Here is an 18,208-nt window from a genome sequence, read left to right on the forward strand (position 1 = left end):
AACGGATCGTGTGGATGGCCGATGATTTCCTCGTCATCCTCGAGCCAACGAAAAGGGCCGAAATCCAGGACAACGTATCCCTGCAGGTCCGGATCGGAGGGCCGGAAGGCTGCTTGCGGGGTGGTCAACGTGGCGGACACGACGTCGAGTTCCTCACCTTTCGCTGTGTGCCGCCTGAAACCCGTCCGCGGATCCAGCCCGGGTGGCGCTTCACCCGTTAGTCGGATCGGATACTCGTCTCCGGCGTTGTCCTCGCCCTGCGAGGCAGGGGGTTCAAGCCGCACCAGAAGGTCTTTCTCGGGAACAGCGAAAACAGGCGTGACGCGTTTCGGTTCCCAAATCAGGAGCGCCTCCTGAGTATCGACGACGGAACTTCCGTTCAGGTCGGCCCGGACCCTTTTGGATGTGGGCTGGTACCGAAGATCCGGAAATGCGCCGAAGAGAAGCTCAGACAGTTTCGTGGCCATGCATTCAGCGTGGGCATCATGGGGTCCAGCGTCAACGCCTCGTAGCTGAGTCGCCGGCGGTGCAGGTGGAGAAGCGCCGATTCGGGGCTAACAGGTGGCAGGACTTTCGTGCCGTGACTGCACGAAGTAGAGTCCCGGAATGAGCACTTCATCCTCAGCCCGCCCCTCGGCGCCTGTGAAGAGGGAAACCTTCTCGTCGAGAAGGCTTTTCATCCTGTCCGCCATCGGCTCCGCAGTGGGCCTGGGCAACATCTGGCGCTTCCCCTACATCGCCTACGACAACGGTGGCGGGGCCTTCCTGCTTCCCTATCTTGCGGCTCTGCTGACAGCCGGCATCCCGCTGCTGTTCCTTGACTATGCCGTTGGGCACAAGTTTCGGGGCTCCGCACCGTTGGCCTACCGTCGCCTGCATAGAGCCGCTGAGCCGCTGGGCTGGTGGCAGGTGCTGGTCTGCTTCGTCATCGCTGCCTATTACGCGGTGATCATCGCCTGGTCGCTGATGTACACGATCTTCTCCTTTACCGAGGCCTGGGGCGACGACGCTGAGGGCTTCTTCTTTGGAAACTTCCTGGCCGTTGCCGAAGCGCCAGGCCTGGGCTTCGAATTCGTACCGTCGGTGTTCTTCCCGCTGCTGCTTACATGGGCTGCTGTCATTGCCATCATGGTGGCCGGTATACGTAAGGGCATCTCGCGCGCGAACGCTGTCCTGCTGCCGCTGTTGATGGTGATGTTTCTCCTTCTGGTGGTCCAATCGCTCTTCCTTCCCGGGGCGGCGGACGGCCTGAATGCGTTCTTCACCCCGGACTGGTCCGCTCTCGGCAATCCGTCCGTATGGGCTGCGGCGTATGGACACATCTTCTTCTCACTCTCCGTGGGCTACGGCATCATGGTCACGTACTCCTCCTACCTCAAGCGCAGGACGGACTTGACCGGGTCCGGAATGGTGGTTGCCTTTTCCAATTCCGGCTTCGAGATCCTGGCGGGCATCGGCGTCTTCGCGGCCCTGGGTTTCATGGCGCAGGCTTCCGGGGCTGCAGTGGGCGACGTGGTGACCCAAGGGATCGGCCTGGCGTTCATTGCGTTTCCCACTATCGTGTCGCAGGCTCCCTTCGGCGCCCTTATGGGGGTGCTGTTCTTCGGCTCCCTGGTGTTCGCCGGCGTCACATCGTTGATTTCCGTGCTGGAAGTGATTGTCGCCGCCGTGCAGGACAAACTGGGCTGGGGCCGGGTCCACGCTTCGGTGGTGGTCAGCGTCCTGGTTGCGGCCGTCTCGCTGAGCCTGTTCCCGACGGCGACAGGCCTGTACCTGTTGGACACTTCCGATGCTTTCGTTAACAGCTTCGGCATTACGCTCGGCGCCCTGGTGACCGTAGTCGTGTTGGCTTGGTTCCTGCGCAAGCTTCCACTGTTGTCCGCCCACCTCAACCGGATTTCGACCATCAAGATGCGCCGGACGTGGATGGTGCTGGTGGCAGGCATCGTGCCGCTCGCGCTTATCTACATGGTGGCCAATGAATTCATCACCAAGATCTCCACCACCTATGAGGGTTACCCCGACTGGTTCGTGGGAATATTCGGCTGGGGCATGGCCGGTGGATTGATCGTCCTCGCGCTGGTACTGACCTTCATTCCATGGAGCAGCCGGTCCAAAGCCCACCACGACCCTGAATACGACTCTGTGGTGGCCAACGAAGCAAAGGAGACGGCGCTGTGACACCCATCGCCATCATCATGATGATCGTCGCCATCGTCACGGTCTGGGGCGGCCTTGCGCTGGCACTGATAAACCTTCAGAGGCACCCGGAAGACGAAGGGGCGCTGCCCGAAGAGCAGGCCTGGGAGCTCTGACGGACTCGCTAGTTCCTGTCCGGCGGCTGCCTGTGCACTTCTATGGATGCGCAAGCTACAAGGTTCCTCTCTTCCTGGGACGTGATGAGAGGAACCTTGTAGTTTCTGACATCGGGATCTACAGGAGCATGATGGACTCCGCCCGCTTCGGATGGCAGTGTGGCGGAGCCTAGTAGAAGGAAATAAGTTCCACTAATTCTCCGACGCGGTCCTCGGGGTAGTTCCGGGCGATGTCTGCCTGCGTGAGGATACCGACCAGGTCATGGCCGTCGATGACCGGCAGCCGACGGACCTGGTGCTCTTCCATGGTCCTGATCGCCTCTTCGATGGAATCGTCCGCGCCAATGGTCACGGGCTTGCCTTGACCAAAGTCCCCGGCCTTGGCCGTCCTGGGATCCCCACCTTCCGCGAAGCACTTGATGACGATGTCGCGGTCCGTGATCATGCCCTTGAGCCTGTTGTCCTCTCCGCAAATGGGCAAGGCGCCAACGTCCAGCTCTTTCATTTTCCGCGCAGCTGCTTCCAAGGTTTCGTTTTCACCGATGCATTCAACGCCGCCGGTCATAATTTCACGTGCTTTGGTCATAGCGCTCTCCTGAACTGAGTGGCTGGGTGTTTTAGACCGCGCCCGTGCCGCTGACTTCGGTTGGGGAGCCAGGCGCATCAACGGTCACGCGTTAACGCTAAGTATGCTCAGCGTTAGTGTCCAGAGCCTGAAAGGTGATTTGGTTTTCGTTGTCGTCGGGCCGCGACCTGGACGTCGCCGTCATGGACAAGGTGCTGGTGTCACCATGTGGGACGGCGGCAGGTGGATGACCCGGTGGCCCCGGACACAGGCCAAAAGGCGCCCTGTTAGGTACTCTCAGGATAATGAGTGCAAATCAAGTGACACGCTCGCGACGGGTGCCACGACTCACTCTGGCCGCCTTCAGCGTCGCAGTCGTACTGGGCGGGGCCAACTTCGTTGCGGTTCGTCTCAGCAACCAGGAGCTGGCTCCATTCTGGGGCGCCGGCTTGCGCTTTGGTTTGGCAGCGGTGTTGTTCGTTATTATCGCGCTCGTCCTGCGTCTCCCTTGGCCGCGAGGCCGGCTACTGGCGATAACCGCCGTCTACGGTGCCCTCGCCTTCGCCATCCCCTACGCGTTGATGTACTGGGCCCTGACGCAAGCTACCGCGGGAACGGCGACAGTGGTCATGGCGGGGGTTCCCCTGGTGACGCTGCTCCTGGCTGTGACCCAGCGACTCGAACGGTTCACCATGAGGTCGGTGGGGGGATCTGTCCTCGCCATTGGCGGTGTCGTCTGGATGGTCCTTGGATCGCAGGGGGTCGGCGCTCCGGTAGGAGCTGTGCTGGCCATGCTCGTCGCAACCGTAGTTATCGGGCAGAGCATCATTATGGGAAAGCGCCTGTCTGCCAACCACCCCGCTATGACCAATGCCGTAGCCATGCTGTTCGCCGCGCCGCTGCTGATCGTGCTGTCAGCCATGGCTGGCGAAGCATGGGTGCTGCCCGGTCAGCCCGACGTGGTGGTGGCATTGGCCTACCTAGTGACGCTGGGATCGGTCGGCTTGTTTGTCCTCGTCCTGCTTGTGGTGCGTACCTGGACATCTTCGGCGACTTCGTACATGTTTGTCCTTTTTCCCCTGGTCACCTTGGGGCTGGCGGCATGGCTCATCGACGAACCGCTGACCCTACCTGCCGTGCTCGGTGCGGCTCTGGTCATGACCGGGGTCTGGTTCGGCGCCCTCTCGGGAACCAAAGCCGGCATCAGCGACTAAGCCTCGACGTCCTGGGCGGGTACCTCCGGGGGACCGCCGCCGTCGAATCGAACCGGAGCTTCACAGGCGCGCCTGGACGACACCGTCCCGTTCAACCGGATGGTCGAAAACCAAGACGGACCGCGGGCTTAGCCCTTGACCGCCCCGGACAACGCGAACGATCCCCCGGCCCCGCGAGCAACCAGAACGTACAGGACCAGGACCGGAACCGAATAAAGGATGGAGAACGCGGCCAGCTGGCCGTAGGCGATGGCTCCATGCTGGCCGAAGAAGCTGAAGATTGAAACGGACGCCGGCTGTTTCGACGGGGACAGCAGGAGTATGAAGGGCACGAAGAAGTTCCCCCAGGTCTGAATGAAAACGAAGATGAATACCACGCCCAGCCCCTGGCGCATTAGGGGCAGCACCACGGTGCGCAGGGCCGTCAGCCCGGAGGCACCATCCATCCAGGCGGCTTCTTCCAGCGAGACGGGCACCGTGTCCATGAAGTTCTTGGTCATCCAGACGGCCATCGGCAGCGCCGTTGCCGCCATAAAGAGGACGGTTGACGGCATGGAGTCCAGCAGCCGCAACTGGACGAACAGGCCGTAGACCGGAACCATGATCGCGGTGATGGGCAGACAGGTCCCGCACAGGATCGAATACAGGAACGGCTTGTTGAACCTGGACTGGAACCGGGAAAGCGGGTAGGCGGCCAGCACGGCAGCCGCCAGGGTCACCATTGCGGTCCCTCCGGAGAGCAGCAGGCTGTTCCATAGCGGCCTGAGCAGCAACTCCGGCGTGAGGACCGCTGCAAAGTTGCTGAGCGAGGCGTTGGCGGGCATCCGTGTCTGGTAACCGGCGTTGGTGTCCAGCGAAGCGAATACCAGCCACAGCAACGGCAGCAGAAAGCAGGCGCCGATCAGCAGCAGCGCGGCATCTGCCGGAGCACTGGCCTGGCGGCGCTCTGGCGAGGCTGCACTCCCGCTAGCGGTCCGCCGGGCCGCCCGTTCCGTCGTCGTCATCGATGCTCCCCCTTGAGCAGCCGGACGTAGGCAATCCCGAACACCAGTCCCAGGACAATGAGCACGGAGGCGATGGCGGTACCGTAGCCGATGTCGCCGAACTTGAAGGCCTCCTGATAGGCAAGAACCGGCAAGGTGGTGCTGGTATTGGACGGTCCGCCGGCCGTCATCACCCAGATCAGGGTGAAGACCGCCAAGGTCTGGAGGGTCACGAGCATCAGGTTGGTGGCAATGCTGGACCGGATTAATGGCAGCGTGATGAACACCAGCCGCTGCCGGCCGGATGCGCCGTCCATGAGGGCGGCTTCGGAGATGTCCTGTGGCACGTCGGCGAGGGCCGCCCGGTACACCAGCATAGAGAAGGCGGTGCCGCGCCAGATGTTGGCGAGAACCACGGCCACCATGGGGAACGTGTACAGCCAGTCGGTACCGGCCCAGCCCACAGCGGCGAGCAGCTGGTTCAGCGTCCCGTCCTTGCTGAAATAGGCGTAAGCGGCGAACGCGGCAACAATTTCGGGAAGCACCCAGGCCGCCACCACGGCGGTACCCACGAAGGCAGACACGGGCTTTCGGGCACGCGTCATCAGTCCGGCAATCAGTAGTCCCAGCAGATTCTGGCCCACTATCGCGGACGCCACCACGAAAACAACCGTCAGGACAACGGAGGCCGGGAACGCGGAGTCGGTCAGCAGCCGCGCGTAGTTGTCGACGCCCGTCCAGACGGGATTCCTGGCGTTCCGGCCGGTAAGGGCCGCGTTTGTGAAGGACGCGTGGAAGGACCACAGGACGGGCGCCGCGAGGAAAAGGAGGAGCAGCAGGACCGACGGCACGACCGGCAGCAGCCGGAGATGCTGCCGGGCGGGCTTGCGTGCACTCATGCGCTATTTCTGCAGGACTTTGGCGTCACCCACCTGGTCCCTGATTGTCTTGTCGTACTGCTCGGCTGCCTCCTGCGGCGAGAGCTTACCCGTGATCACGGCTTCAGTGGCAACCTGCACTGCCGCGGAGATCCGGGGGTAGTCCGCTGTTGCGGGCCGGTAGTGGGTGACGGAAACGAGGTCTGACACGTCCTTGACGAACGGATTGGCCGCCAGATAGTCGGGTTCGGCGGCAACGTCGGACCGGACCGCGATTTGAGAACTCGCAACGGTGAACGCCAGTGAGTTCTTCTTGTTCAGGGCCGTGGCAAGGAACTGGAAGGCCTGGTCTGGATTCTTGGAGTCCGCGCCGATGGCCAGGGTCCAGCCGCCCGACATGCTGACCCCGCCCGGCTCTTGGCCGCGCTGCGTGGGGAACTTAGCCACGCCCATATCTTCGGAATAGCCTGCCCACTCGTAACTGCCGCCCTTCTGCCAGAACGACGGCGCGTAGGAACCTTCCACGACGGCCCCCATTTTGCCCTGCGGCAACCATTCCCCGAAGACTTTCTTCCAGACATTCGCGTCGAGCGCCTCGGCAGGCGTAACAGCGAGTTTTTCGTCGTAGAGGGTTTTCAGGAAGGCCAGCGAATCGGTGAAGCCCTGCGAGCCGACCACCCATTTTTTCTCCTGCTGGTCATACAACTCACTGTCCGTGCCATACAACAGCTCGTAGAAGCTTTGCATCACAGTGCCCTCACCGGACGCTTTGCCGGCGTACATGTTGAAGGGGACCACGGACGGGTCCGCGGCCTTCATTCTGCGGGCAGCCTCGAGGATTTCGTCCCAGGTCCGGGGTTGCCATGGCACGGCGATCCCTGCCTTTTGCAGGACCTTCTTGTTGTACCAGATGCCGCGGGTGTCGGTTCCCAGCGGGACAGCGTAGATGCCGCCGTCGTCAGCGGTGCCGGCAGCTTTGGCGGCTTCGTTGTAGGTCTTCCAGTCGTCCCATTTTTCAAGGTAACTGTCCAGCCTCAAGAGGTATCCGGCGTCGACGTCCGACCGGACTTTGAAGGTGTCCTCGTAAAAGACGTCCGGTGCGGTTTCCTCTGACCTCAGGGCGAGCGCAAGCTTGGTGCCATAATCGTCGTCGTTCGCCTCGATGGGCTGCAGCACAACAGTGGTGCCTTGATTGGCAGATTCAAAGTCCTTCTTCGCATCCTTGAACAGGGTGTCGAGGGCGGTAAAGGAGTCTGTCTTTTGGTAGACGATCTTCAGTGTCCGGTTTTCTGCGAGCGGCTGTTCCGGGGAACAGGCCGATGTTGCCAGCAGCACTGTCGCAGACAACAGTGCCACCAGTAATCTGGCAGGGCGGTGCATGACGCTCCAATCTTCGAGCGGCTGCAGCCCCCAATATCCTCCAGCTGGCCCCAGCCTGTATACAATTTTCAGGTTAACATCAGCTATCGACAAAGCAGCGGGAGCTGTTCCTCAGCCTTCACGTACTCGGATAAGTGCTGGGCCGGTGAGAGCATGGGAATCAGCGATTCTCTGGCACCGGAACCGCCGTCCTCCAGGGCATGATCCTTCTTCGGGTCGAAACTGGCCCCCAGTTCAGTATCCAAATACCTGTTCTCCGAGTCGCTCCTGGTCATGGCTGTCATCGGCGTTGCCGCAATACCTGGCATCCAGCTGGCCCCCTCTAGCTTTCAGCCTCGGGAACGCGCCCCAGGCCTCCCTGACAGAGTAGCGCTTTCCGGCCACAAATTGACGAATTTATCAATTCTGCAACTTCCGCCGACTATGCGTTCGGCCGCGGCCTGCTCGGCCCTTCATCCTAAATTTTGATCGGCCCGTCTGAGGCTCTCATTCCAGGGCTGGGCATGGAATTACGGGGTGAGCGGACCACGAAGGACAAGCAATGCAAGGTCCACGTCGCCGTCGACTGCAGACAGGGCAGAAAGGTTGGCGCGGCCCCAGAGGCCCAGGTGCATGTCGCTCGTCGATGCGGTAACCGAGGCGCCGACGGAGCCGTTGCCGACAGTCCAGGTCGTGCCGTGGGGCACGCGGAACGCCACGGCCTTCCCGGGGTCGGCCATCCGCTGCAGCCGTAGGGGCCGGTCCGAGACCTACAGGCGCAGGTTCAAATCCTTCCGGAGAAGAAGCCGCTCCCCACCAATTGCAACATCGTCACGAAGACGGCCATCAGCATGAACCCGGCACCGAATAGACGAAGCCAGCGGGGGTTGGCGAAGAGTGTGTCCGAATAATCGAGGCCCCACATCTTGAGCTTTCGCATCATCGCTGCGTAGACGGTGGCCGATCCCCGGAAGTTGGTCGCCAGGACAAGGCCGAACAGGGCGGCGACCAGCCCAATGCCCGTCGACAACCAAAGCATTGCCTCTTCTTTGAAGCCCGGGAAAACGATCGGGGCGGCCAGCATGGCGATGCCGAATATCGCGGCAGCTACCAGATACACCATCATGATGGCCTTTTGGGGCTGCGGCAGAGCCGTCACGTGCCTCCATGCATCCATGTGTCCCCCTGGCTACCCTGAGCAGCGGCTCGTATCTGTGGGGACCGACGGCGGGCTGAGTGGGCTGCGGTGATCAGAGCCGCAAGCCCTCCGCCGCCGGCCTCCACCCAAGATAGGCGTCACCCCCTGTGGGAAACCTGTGACGCCCCGCGGGGAATTGAGCAAGGTCCCTCACTTTTGAGGGTGCCCGGGCTTGCCCTGTCAGGACGCCCCCGAATTCCCCAAGGTGACCGGTCCAGAGTGATGGTGTCCTGATGGTGAAGGTTGCCGCGAATCCCTCAGTTCAGGGCGACGCCGGGTCCGGACGCATTCCCCCCAATGGCACCGGACCCGGCCCCCTGTTTCCTCCACTCCCGGCGGGCATCCTGAAGGATGAGTCTCGAGATCCTGGACATGCTGAGGAGCGAGTCCGCTGCATCCGGCACTCTTCGGGCCGCCAGTCCTTCCTCCAGTTCCCGGCAGTAGTGCTCCATCCTGGTGGCGCCGGCCATTGCGGAACTGACCTTCAAGCTCGCGACTGCCTCTTTGGACGCTTCCAGATCGCTGCTGCTCAGGCCGCCAATGACCCTCGACACCCTGGTCGGCAGCAGGTTCAGGTATTCGGTAAAAAACCTCTGGGCCACAATGTCCCCCGCCTCGTTACAAAGCCCCAGCAACGGGGCGGGATCCAGGACCGGCAGGGACTCATCCACGACCGGCGCCGCGCTCCGCCGCAGCATGCGTTCCGGTTCTGCTGCATCTGCACGTTCCATTCGATGGCACCGCCTCGGAAAGTAGCTATCCGTACTGCTGCACGGCGCCGCCCACTCTGCCAGAAGCGCATCAAGAAAGACCGGCCGCCGCCGCAGGATCCACCCAAAGTCGGCGCACCGGCACCGCAGGTGATCTCTAGGCATGACCAGGGATACGGACGGGCCCCGGCCCCTAAACCCCCGGAGAGCGGAGTGACAACAGTGGGCAGTGAAACCCTCAGCATCGGCTTGGTCGGCTGCGCGTCACAGAAGCTGCGTCGCCCGCACCGGCACGGGAGCTGTACGTCTCCCAGCTGTTCAAGAAGGCATCCGCGTACGCCGAGCGTCACGCTCATCGTCCTGGCCGGGGAGCAGTACCGGTATGCCCTCCACGGCACCCAGTGGCAGCACGAGGTTCCCATGAAGGGCCTGGGCATCGGGCAGCAGCTCGGCTGGCTGGCCGAACAGCTTGCCGGCGACGCCCGGCAGGCCCGATAACTGGCGCCGGACCGTAGGATTCAGGCATGGCAGGGGAGAGACTCGACATTGCACCTCGGGGCAGGTGGGAAAAGATCGCGGCAAGGTCGTCTGGGTGGCTGATCTTTGTGCCTCTATTCACCTCGAACCTGTTCGGTGCGCGATCCGCTGTCCAGGTTCCCAGCCCGGCTCGCTCCGGGACCGTTGTTTGCCCGGGTTTGCCGAGGTGAGCCGGGGTGCGGTGAGGTTCCAGCCGGACCTGAGCGGTGAAGGTATGCCCGCCGGTGTGATCAGGCCGTTCAATTCCGTCGTTCTCAAGGGAATCGTCGAACCCCCGGCCAAGAGGCCAGCAGAATTGCAGCGAGGCTGGGAATCGTCGCCCTGGATACCGACCAGGGGCCGCTGCACGTGGCGGCATGGAGCCACCCACTGATGCCCAGCAGGCCATCTTCCGCCAGATCGTCGAGCACGCCGGCAGTGTGGCACCCGTTCTGGAGGCACAGTTCAGCTCCTGCACGACCACGCCCAAAGAACACTGCGAGGAGTGCTTCGACATCGAAGTCGGTGCAGACGTGCCGCTGCTCCCGGTAGCCACAGAGCGACCGTTCGGCTTTGGTGCGAACATCAAGGGCTCTGAGGCGATGGCTTGGGTTTTGGTGTGGCATGAAGGAGGCCGGGGTCGACGGCGTGGAGATTTCGTGGATCGACGACCCACACCCTGCCTTGGCCGACCTCGTCATAGTGGAATAGCCGGTTCTGCATTCAAGCCGACTTGAACCTGGCCCGGCCCGTTCCAGCGAAACGCCGGAACACTTGAACATGCTGGCTACTGACCCCCAGTGTGGCTGGGAGCGGGCGTCCTCTCCTGAGTCCATACCACGTGTGCAGTGACCTTGGAGCGGCGCTGGATGACGTATTCTGCCACCGCCAGGTTGATCACCCAGGCGGCTCCCATGAGGACAGCCCGGGTGGTGACGTCGGGCGGTCCGGTCACGAGTTCGGGGATGATGAGGATGAGTGCCTGGGTGCCGGCCGCGACGCCGATGGCGTAGGCGCGTGTCATCCATGCGCCGTGCCGGGCGAAGTCGCGACGCCTGATGGCAAGGATTCCCAGGACAATGCTGGCCAGCATGCCGGTGCCAAAGACCAGCCGCAGGATGAGGAGAATGATCCCGTCGCTGGGTGGCAGCGCATAGAAAAGCGCCATCCACAAGCCCGTCAGGGCGGTGAGCAGCCCGGCCGGTATCAGGATCCGCCCGGCCGCCCGGTGCCAGGAACGCCTGCTCCGGCGAAGGGGCGGGACGAACTGCAACGCTCCCAGGAGGGAGTAGACGGTGACGCTAAGGACGTGGGCCACCACCGGGATGGGAGAGACGAAGAACCTCTCGTTCCTGGGTGTGATGTCTGCGCCGCCGGCCAGCTCGGCGAGGCGGACTCCTCCTGCGACCAGTGGGATGAGGGTGAGGAGGATGAGGGCCGCCGGCACGATCCAGCGGTTGCGCCCGTCCCTCAAAGCACCCTGGCCTGGGCCGGCTCCTTTGCGCCGCCGGCCAGTCCTCCGCTGCGCGGGCTGCTCAGATGAATGCATAGACCGGGAAGAGCTTGGGAATCATCGATTCACTTGCACCGGAACCGCTGCCCCCGCGCCCATCTGTCCTGGGGGCCTGAACCGGGTCCCGGAAGCTGTGCTCCAGGTCGTTCCCCTGCATGATTGTCATCGGCATTGCCGCACTGCTTGGCATTCAGCTGGCCCCCCTCTAGCCTCTGGCCTGGGCCCCTCCCAAGCCTCTTTTACAGAGTAGCCCGTTTCGCTGGCGAATTGATTAATTCATGAATTCGTAAAATCAGCAGGTCACTGTGCCTTGGTACGGGGTACCGGTCCAGATGTTGCGGGGACTCGCTGTATCGAGCCTCGGATCTGGTAGGTCCAGGTGCCAACTGGCCAAAGCCCACGACTCGGTCGACTTTCTGCGCGACCTGCTCGACCTGGCATGCGACCTGGCGGCAGCTGAGGAGGCTGAGGACGAGTCTGGAACTGTAGGCCTGGATCTGCTTCCGGACACCAACGTCGGCGCCTTGACGCAAATTTTCGAGGAGTACAAGCCTGAGGGCGTACCCGTTATCGTCGGCAAGGTGGTCACCGACATTGACGCGATCGTCAAAGAAGTGCGCTGGGACGGCTGGAACAACTCCAAAGAGGGCGACAAGGCCGTCCGGATCGCCATCCGCAAAGTTCTGGTCCGTTACGGCCTGCCGGCCGCGGGGGAGCTGTTCGACCAACATGATCCGCACTGACCTGGGTGTTCGAGATCCTCGGCGCACTCCTCATCATCGGAATCTTTTCGGCGATGCATTGGTCCGTAGCACTTCGCCCCTCTTCGGCCTGTTAGGTCCGCATCAGGTCGGCTAAGGGTGGTCGTGTTCCCCTGCGGAACACCATGCCTGGGGGCAGGCCCTCCACGGTCACACGGGATGCGGCCACGTCGAGCGTGACTCGTGCCCCGGCCACCGGGAGGTTGGTGGTGTGCAGGCTTCCCCACTTTTCCGGCCATGCGGGATCGATCCAGAGCACGCCCAGGGGGACGTCAGGCTCGTAGCGCAGGAGGCTGCGTACCAGCATTACGGGGGTTGCCGAGGCCCATGCTTGGGGCGAGCAGGCCGTGGGGTAGGGGAGGGGCTGGGGATAATCCGAACGGCTGAAGCCGCAGAACAGTTCGGGCAGCCGGTTGTCGGTGTATTCGGCGGCTTCCATCAGGGCAGAGGACAGCTGCCGCGCTTCCTTCACGAAGCCGTAGCGCATGAGGCCTGCGACTATGAGTGCATTGTCATGCGGCCAGACGGAGCCGTTGTGGTAGCTGACCGGGTTGTATGCCCCCATGTCCGTTGCCAGGGTGCGCACGCCCCAGCCGCTGAACATTTCCGGGGACATCAGTCGGCGGGCAACTTGTGGTGCCTTATCGTCGTCCACTATGCCTGACCACAGGCAGTGGCCCATGTTGGAGGCGCAGGCGTCAACGGGCCGCTTGTCCCGGTCGAGGGCGATCGCGTAGTACCCGCGGTCTGGCAGCCAGAACTGTTCGTTGAACTGTTTTTTCAGCTGCTCCGCACGTTCCCGGAGGTCCATGGCAAGAGCCTCGTCCCCGGCGTCGTAGGCCATCCACGCCCGTGCCATGTACGCGGCGTAGACATAGCCTTGAACCTCGCACAGTGCAATGGGCGGCTCGGCAAGCCTGCCATCCGCAAAGTTGATCCCGTCCCAGGAGTCCTTCCAGCCCTGGTTGGCCAGGCCCTGGTCGTTGAGCCGCTTGTACTCAACGAACCCGTCGCCGTCACGGTCCCCGTAGGTCCGGATCCACTCAAGGGCACGGTCTGCGTGTGGTACCAGCGCTGCGATGTCCTGGGCAGCGAGTCCCCAGCGGCTTGCTTCGCCGAGCAGGGTGACGAACAGGGGAGTGGCGTCGGCAGTGCCGTAGTAGGCTGATCTGCCGCCGAGGGCCAGGCTCGTTCCGACGTCGAGCCGCACCTCGTGAAGAATTCGGCCGGGCTGCTCTTCGGTCAGCGGATCCACTTTCGTGCCTTGCCGGTCGGCCAGCGTCTGCAGCGTGCCTAATGCCAGCGTTGCGTCGACGGGCAGGACCATAAAGGAGGACAGTAGGGAGTCCCGCCCGAACAGTGCCATGAACCATGGCGCGCCGGCGGCGACAACCATGCGGTAGGGATGGTCGGGATCAACGATCCGCAGGGCCCCGATGTCGTCATGGCTGCGCCGGAGGCTTCGTTCCACGGTTGGATCACCCACACGGGGAAGTGGAACATGTGCATCCCATGCTTTCTGACGCCGCTCCTGTGCTGAGATCATTTCGGCCGAGAGGACCAGTGTTGGCGTGCCCGCGTCCACTTCGGTTTCGGCTGTCAGCGGCAGCACGGTCGCCCGTGCACTCCACTTTCCATGGGCCGGGACGATCACGCGCAGGAGGAGACCTTCGGCGCTGGCCTCGGCGTCGCGCATCCGCACGACGATCCCCTTCCGTGTCTCCTGCCATGCCGCTTCGATCGTCACCGATCCGGCCCGTGCGCGCCGGGTCTGCTCCCACAGTCGGTGGAACCGGCCCTCTTTGACCTCGAAAAGGTCCGCGAAGTCTGCATCCACGGCCAGGGCGATCTCGCAGGAGGCGGGCTGAAGGGAATAGTTGTGGATCGTGATGTCCTCCACGATGCCGTTACCCAGCTCGCGGTTCCGCTCCACCGTCAGCGGGGTGTCGGCTCGTCCATCGCACCGCGCGGCCCTCCCCATATACGTGCCCTGGTAGGGCGATGGGCTCCACGCCCCCAGCGGCTCTACTGGCTGTCCGTTCACGGTGAGCGACCACCGTGACACGATCCTGGTGTCCCGATGGAAAACGCCGTGAGGGTGATGGGGGAAGATGTCACCGTTCTGCAGTGATATGCAGAACGATGATCCTGCCACCAAGGTCAGGGCTCCCTGCCCGATGGGCCCGGCCGCATTGTCTGCATTCCATCCAGCCATCTCAGGCTCCTTGCGAAAACGGCAAACTAACCTGAGCCGAATCTACGCCCATCCCAGAACGCCTGCCACATGGGGTCCAGGCCATCCGATCAGGGCTGTTCACGACGGTGACGGTACGAGGGGCTGGAGGTTAGGAGCCGGTACCCGGCCGGAGGACCGCACCCGGCACGCGGTCGTCCACTCCCTCGAACGCGGCGGTGCTGTTCGTCGGCGCCCGACTGGTGGACACCGTCCGCTTCAATCACGACCTGCATCGGCGCGGATGACCCGAAGAGACGCAGCGTGTTGGTAGGTTCCTGCGCCCGCGCAGGAATCCGGGACCTGCTTGGCCGGCGATCCACCGGGCCTCCCGAAGGCGCACAACATTCAGTGTGGGATCTTCCGGGTGAGCTTCCAGGTTATTCCGTGGCCCTGCGCCGGGCTTCCTGCTGGTGCTGCTCCAGCTTTGCCTCGGCGTCCCTTCGTCGCTGGAGGATGCCACGGGCTTGGGCGGGCGTGGGGTGGCGGTGCTCGCGTTCCCAGGAGTGGTCGTTGGCCCCGGTGCGGGGAGCGGCTGCTCCGTTGTAGGGGCTGGTGTCTTCATTCATGACGGATTTCCTTTTTTTGGGCGTGGAAGCGCAGATTGTAGAAACGGCATGCGGGCTGGCCCTGGCTGCTGCCTGTGATGCTGGGGTGGACATAGGGCCTGCGGCGGGATGGGTCATTCTGGCAGTTCCATCTGGAAGCCGCAGACGCACGTGAGAACGCGGGTGGAGAGATAGACGCCCAGGGCGTCCTCGGCTCCATCTTCGGTCGAGAGCGGTACAGCGAGCTTGCGCAGTCTAAACCTGCCTTTTTCATCGGCTGTCCGCAGCGCATGTAGTTGCTGCCGATTATGAGCACGTCCCCTTGTCTGTTCCGGACGGGCCAGGACCTGCGACAGGTCGGCGACCTGCGCGGGATGCTCGTTGAAGGTGCCGCACCGGCTGCATGTGTACGACTCGAGCGCGACCTCGGGCGGCTCGCCCGGCAGATGGAAGACGGATCTGATGATGAGACGGCGGTCCGTGCCGCAGTTGCCGCACATCACCGGCAGCACTCGTTGCCGCCCGGCGCCGTCATCGCGGACGTGAAAACCGAAAACCATGATCAGCCTGTTGTGCGGGTAGTTGATGAGAATGTAGTCCGCTGCGGCGCAGCCCTTCTCCGCCAGCCGTTATGGTGGTCAATGCGGCAGATCCGCACATCGTTCTGGAGAGACGCGTGGGGCTTATGCGTGGTCCCCTGGAGGAGGCACTTTCCGCTGGAGAGGCCGTCGAGGGGGCCGGCCGCAAGGCAATGCCCGCGCCCGGAGCTGGTGAGGTGGCGTCGGAGAGGAGCAGCCGGAATCGTGAGGTAGCCATGGCAGGCTCTTTCCTCGATGTGCGTGACGGGCCGCCATGCGGCTACAGCGGCTGTTCCTCGAGGGAGTGCACAATCCCTGGAGGGTGGTGCCCGCGGAATGGCTTCGACACGCGGGGCTCATTGTATTGAAGCTACCCCGCGCTGCCCCGGCCTGCATAGTCCTCACTTTAAGAGGGCTTGGCCGCACTGATCGCTTCCTCTCGGCCCGTCCCGACGACACTTGGCGGGTGCAGACTCTCGAAGAGACGATCGAGGTGGCCGTTCCTGTGCGCGATGCGTATGAGCAGTGGTGGCTGTTTGAATCCTTTCCGCAGTTCATGTCGGGGATTCAGTCCGTCAGGCGGGTCAGTGACCGGATCACGCACTGGGTGACAAACATTGGCGGCGTGGAACGGGAGTTCGATGCCGAGATAGTAGAAGACCGGCCGGACGAACGCATCGCGTGGCGCAGCACCGACGGCATCACCCATGCCGGTGCCGTGGCATTCACGCAGCTGAACTCCAATACCACCCGCGTCTGGGTCAGGCTGGAGTGGTCCCCGGAAAACCTTGCAGAGAGGGCCGGGGCAGCCCTGGGGTTTGACAACATGCAGGTCAGGGCATACCTGCTCAGGTTCAAGGAATTCATGGAAACCCGCCGTTCCGGCACCGACGCCTAAGTCCATCCGCGGCTACCACGCTCGCGAGGTTATTGCCCGCCCATCGAGACGGTTGGGCTGCAAGCCAGGGATCGGTGCTCATTTTCCGGGCCATTCTCCGGTCCAGCGCTCGAAGAGCCGCGCTCCGCCGCGGTCGATGAGCGTCTTTATCACCGCGTAAATGGCGCCCTGGATGGCGGCGGCGACCAGGATCTCTTTCAGAGCGTAGTCGGTGGTTAGGGGGTTTGGGGCCTCGTCCCGGTCGCCTGGGGCGGCGTGCTTCCACACCTGTCTGAAGATCTGTCCGGCAATGATGCCGCCGACCATTCCTGAAACCAGCCCGATCGGCCGGTACAGTTTCGCGGGGTTGCTGGCGGATTTCTTGGTCATAACATCCCTCGTGTGCGGCAGGGGCCGGGCGCTCGGACGCCGGTGGATACCCAAGTTACTCCTAACACTGCCACCGCGTAACCCGTGGGGACGGCCGGAGGTGGCGGTCCCCTTCGTGGACACCCAGCCGGTGGACGCCGTCGTGTTTCACCATGATTTGCTCGGTGCCGACGACCCGAAAAGCTTCTTCACGCTTCCCGCGTGAAGCTCTAGGAAGGCTTCGACGAGAACTTCCTTGGTCAGCGCGTGCCGCTGCCTGCCCTCGCCGGGGCGGAGACTGTCCTGCTGCCGTACATGCACTGCTCGGTGCTGATGCGCCTGGACAAGGGCCTCGCCGCTGTCACAGGAGTCGGAATCGACGGGGCGAAGCTGATGGACCGGGTCGCGATCAACTGGCGGCTGGACCCGCGGCTGCGGGAGGACCAGCAGACGGGGGAGCGGGTCTACGCCCGAACGACATCGATCGCGGGCACCTGATCCGCCGGGCCGTGCGCCCTCGGGGACGTCGGCCAGTAGGTCCGGGTACTCCGGGTCGACGTCGTGGGCCGGGCAGGTAGCGGTTCCGACCGAGAGCCAGTGCTCGGCGTCTTCCGTCTTCCCCTTCGTCGTCCTGCTTCCAGTACACCTGCAGGTCTGTGGTGGTCCGTGTTCCGGGTCCATGGTGGTCACCCTGATGTTCAGGTTCCCGAACGGGCTCTCCTCGAGCATCACCCCGGCCAGGAACCCGAGCCGGCAGTGGGCGCTGAACTGGTCGGCCAACACGTACCACGGCCGGGCGTTGGGGTCGGATTCTTCCATCCCGCCGTTCCGCGATCATGTCCGCTTCGTCCTCGTCCTCGGCCGGCACTGCCAGTTTCGGTGCGTCCAACCGCTGCACACGTCCGGCAACATCGATCCAGTCCATGCCATCGGAGTCAGACCATACGGTGATCTGGACCTGGGCCGAGACGTCCAGGACGGTGCTGGCCGCGAAGGGCTTCTCCCCGGGCGCGTCCTAGGGACCGAAGTCCTCGGACTCCAGCCGCTCTCCGAGCACAGCTGCACCAGCTCGGCCACAGGGTCGTCGTCCTCAGCAAAGTCATAGGAGCCGTGTCCGGTCCGCCATATGCAATGCCTTCACGGACAGTGTCGTTGAGGGCACGGAAAACCAGGCAAGGAGTTCAAAGTGTGTCGTAAGTGCGTCCTGGCCTCTAACAGAGGCGCGGGCTTAACCAGCGAAAAACCCCGGAAACCCCTAGAACAAGGGGCTGTCCGGGGTTTATCCCGAGCTTCCTATCAGAATCGAACTGATGACCTTTTCATTACGAGTGAAACGCTCTACCGACTGAGCTAAGGAAGCACCGCGTGACTGACCGGGAAAACCCGGCTGGTTCATGCAAGAGTCAACTGTAATAGAGTCCCTGCGTCCGGGTCAAAATGGCCGGAGGAGTTCGTCAGCAGACAGTGTTGTCGGCGGGTTTCTTGCCATCGACCAGGTAGGAGTCAACGGCGTCTCCAATGCAGCTGTTGGCCCGGCCGTAGGCCGTGTGGCCTTCGCCCTTCCATGTCAGCAGCGAAGCGTTGCCCAGCT

Annotated in this window: 22 protein-coding genes, 1 tRNA gene and 1 pseudogene; 6 read left to right on the forward strand and 18 right to left on the reverse strand. The window is 63.1% G+C overall.

Going from position 1 to position 18,208, the window contains the following annotated elements; genetic code table 11:
* Positions 1-467: pseudogene (locus tag RIN13_RS18310) on the reverse strand (hypothetical protein); the annotation flags it as partial.
* Positions 468-606: 139 nt separating this feature from the next.
* Here RIN13_RS18310 and RIN13_RS18315 point away from each other — a divergent pair.
* Together RIN13_RS18315 and RIN13_RS18320 are read left to right on the forward strand one after the other, a co-directional pair.
* Complete coding sequence (locus tag RIN13_RS18315) at positions 607-2,181, forward strand: sodium-dependent transporter (RefSeq protein ID WP_309108748.1); 1,575 nt, start codon at positions 607-609, stop codon at positions 2,179-2,181.
* Positions 2,178-2,315 (forward strand): methionine/alanine import family NSS transporter small subunit, encoded by a 138-nt coding sequence (locus tag RIN13_RS18320; RefSeq protein ID WP_309108749.1) that lies wholly within the window; start codon positions 2,178-2,180, stop codon positions 2,313-2,315. Before RIN13_RS18315 ends, RIN13_RS18320 begins: the two co-directional genes overlap by 4 nt.
* Before the next feature lie 169 nt (positions 2,316-2,484).
* Here RIN13_RS18320 and RIN13_RS18325 read toward each other — a convergent pair whose 3' ends face one another.
* Complete coding sequence (locus RIN13_RS18325) at positions 2,485-2,901, reverse strand: CBS domain-containing protein (protein WP_309108750.1); 417 nt, start codon at positions 2,899-2,901, stop codon at positions 2,485-2,487.
* 284 nt (positions 2,902-3,185) lie between these two features.
* On the opposite strand from RIN13_RS18325, the gene RIN13_RS18330 reads away from it, so the two are divergent.
* Positions 3,186-4,094: an EamA family transporter gene (locus RIN13_RS18330; protein WP_309108751.1), complete on the forward strand. Its 909-nt coding sequence runs from the start codon at positions 3,186-3,188 to the stop codon at positions 4,092-4,094.
* 128 nt (positions 4,095-4,222) lie between these two features.
* Here the strand turns inward: RIN13_RS18330 and RIN13_RS18335 are convergent, their stop codons facing one another.
* From RIN13_RS18335 to RIN13_RS18365, 7 genes are all read right to left on the reverse strand, one after another.
* Complete coding sequence (locus RIN13_RS18335) at positions 4,223-5,098, reverse strand: carbohydrate ABC transporter permease (RefSeq protein ID WP_309108752.1); 876 nt, start codon at positions 5,096-5,098, stop codon at positions 4,223-4,225.
* Positions 5,095-5,976 carry a sugar ABC transporter permease gene (locus tag RIN13_RS18340; protein ID WP_309108753.1) on the reverse strand — a complete coding sequence of 294 codons (882 nt, stop codon included), beginning with the start codon at positions 5,974-5,976 and terminating at the stop codon, positions 5,095-5,097. The genes RIN13_RS18335 and RIN13_RS18340 overlap by 4 nt, the downstream gene beginning before the upstream one ends.
* A 3-nt stretch (positions 5,977-5,979) precedes the next feature.
* Complete coding sequence (locus RIN13_RS18345) at positions 5,980-7,335, reverse strand: extracellular solute-binding protein (RefSeq protein WP_309108754.1); 1,356 nt, start codon at positions 7,333-7,335, stop codon at positions 5,980-5,982.
* 83 nt (positions 7,336-7,418) lie between these two features.
* Positions 7,419-7,643, reverse strand: coding sequence for a hypothetical protein (locus RIN13_RS18350; RefSeq protein ID WP_309108755.1), 225 nt, complete (start codon positions 7,641-7,643; stop codon positions 7,419-7,421).
* A 201-nt stretch (positions 7,644-7,844) separates the two neighbouring features.
* Positions 7,845-8,054, reverse strand: coding sequence for a hypothetical protein (locus RIN13_RS18355; protein ID WP_375164796.1), 210 nt, complete (start codon positions 8,052-8,054; stop codon positions 7,845-7,847).
* 44 nt (positions 8,055-8,098) lie between these two features.
* Positions 8,099-8,473: a hypothetical protein gene (locus RIN13_RS18360; RefSeq protein ID WP_309108756.1), complete on the reverse strand. Its 375-nt coding sequence runs from the start codon at positions 8,471-8,473 to the stop codon at positions 8,099-8,101.
* 296 nt (positions 8,474-8,769) lie between these two features.
* A complete protein-coding gene (locus RIN13_RS18365; protein WP_309108757.1) occupies positions 8,770-9,243 on the reverse strand; it encodes an Hpt domain-containing protein in 474 nt (157 codons plus the stop codon).
* Positions 9,244-9,435: 192 nt separating this feature from the next.
* Between RIN13_RS18365 and RIN13_RS18370 the strand changes: the two genes are divergently transcribed.
* Positions 9,436-9,720 (forward strand): DUF6884 domain-containing protein, encoded by a 285-nt coding sequence (locus tag RIN13_RS18370; protein WP_309108758.1) that lies wholly within the window; start codon positions 9,436-9,438, stop codon positions 9,718-9,720.
* 293 nt (positions 9,721-10,013) lie between these two features.
* On the opposite strand, the gene RIN13_RS18375 is transcribed toward RIN13_RS18370, so the two are convergent.
* Positions 10,014-10,364: a hypothetical protein gene (locus RIN13_RS18375; RefSeq protein ID WP_309108759.1), complete on the reverse strand. Its 351-nt coding sequence runs from the start codon at positions 10,362-10,364 to the stop codon at positions 10,014-10,016.
* 161 nt (positions 10,365-10,525) lie between these two features.
* Positions 10,526-11,185, reverse strand: a complete 660-nt coding sequence (locus RIN13_RS18380) for a DUF2306 domain-containing protein (RefSeq protein WP_309108760.1) — start codon at positions 11,183-11,185, stop codon at positions 10,526-10,528.
* 371 nt (positions 11,186-11,556) lie between these two features.
* Here RIN13_RS18380 and RIN13_RS18385 point away from each other — a divergent pair, with 371 nt between their 5' ends.
* Positions 11,557-11,994: a hypothetical protein gene (locus tag RIN13_RS18385; RefSeq protein WP_309108761.1), complete on the forward strand. Its 438-nt coding sequence runs from the start codon at positions 11,557-11,559 to the stop codon at positions 11,992-11,994.
* Positions 11,995-12,085: 91 nt separating this feature from the next.
* Here the strand turns inward: RIN13_RS18385 and RIN13_RS18390 are convergent, their stop codons facing one another.
* From RIN13_RS18390 to RIN13_RS18400, 3 genes are all read right to left on the reverse strand, one after another.
* Entirely contained in the window at positions 12,086-14,227 is a 2,142-nt protein-coding gene (locus RIN13_RS18390) for a glycogen debranching N-terminal domain-containing protein (protein ID WP_309108762.1), read from the reverse strand.
* 398 nt (positions 14,228-14,625) lie between these two features.
* On the reverse strand, positions 14,626-14,814 hold the full coding sequence (locus RIN13_RS18395; RefSeq protein WP_309108763.1) for a hypothetical protein: 189 nt from the start codon (positions 14,812-14,814) through the stop codon (positions 14,626-14,628).
* A gap of 113 nt (positions 14,815-14,927) precedes the next feature.
* Complete coding sequence (locus RIN13_RS18400) at positions 14,928-15,353, reverse strand: hypothetical protein (protein WP_309108764.1); 426 nt, start codon at positions 15,351-15,353, stop codon at positions 14,928-14,930.
* Between the two features lie 484 nt (positions 15,354-15,837).
* Between RIN13_RS18400 and RIN13_RS18405 the strand changes: the two genes are divergently transcribed.
* Positions 15,838-16,269: an SRPBCC family protein gene (locus RIN13_RS18405; protein ID WP_309108765.1), complete on the forward strand. Its 432-nt coding sequence runs from the start codon at positions 15,838-15,840 to the stop codon at positions 16,267-16,269.
* Positions 16,270-16,347: 78 nt separating this feature from the next.
* Here RIN13_RS18405 and RIN13_RS18410 read toward each other — a convergent pair whose 3' ends face one another.
* The 4 genes from RIN13_RS18410 to RIN13_RS18425 form a co-directional block, all read right to left on the reverse strand.
* The gene (locus RIN13_RS18410) at positions 16,348-16,638 is read right to left on the reverse strand and encodes a DUF4235 domain-containing protein (RefSeq protein WP_309108766.1); all 291 of its coding nucleotides are present in this window, start codon (positions 16,636-16,638) and stop codon (positions 16,348-16,350) included.
* A 147-nt stretch (positions 16,639-16,785) separates the two neighbouring features.
* Positions 16,786-17,436: a hypothetical protein gene (locus RIN13_RS18415; protein WP_309108767.1), complete on the reverse strand. Its 651-nt coding sequence runs from the start codon at positions 17,434-17,436 to the stop codon at positions 16,786-16,788.
* Between the two features lie 468 nt (positions 17,437-17,904).
* Positions 17,905-17,977 (reverse strand) — tRNA-Thr (locus tag RIN13_RS18420).
* Positions 17,978-18,071: 94 nt separating this feature from the next.
* A partial coding sequence (locus RIN13_RS18425) for an alpha/beta hydrolase (RefSeq protein ID WP_309108769.1) occupies positions 18,072-18,208 on the reverse strand: 137 nt, incomplete at its 5' end.

Source organism: Arthrobacter sp., assembly GCF_031179985.1.
Classification (GTDB): Bacteria; Actinomycetota; Actinomycetes; order Actinomycetales; family Micrococcaceae; genus Arthrobacter.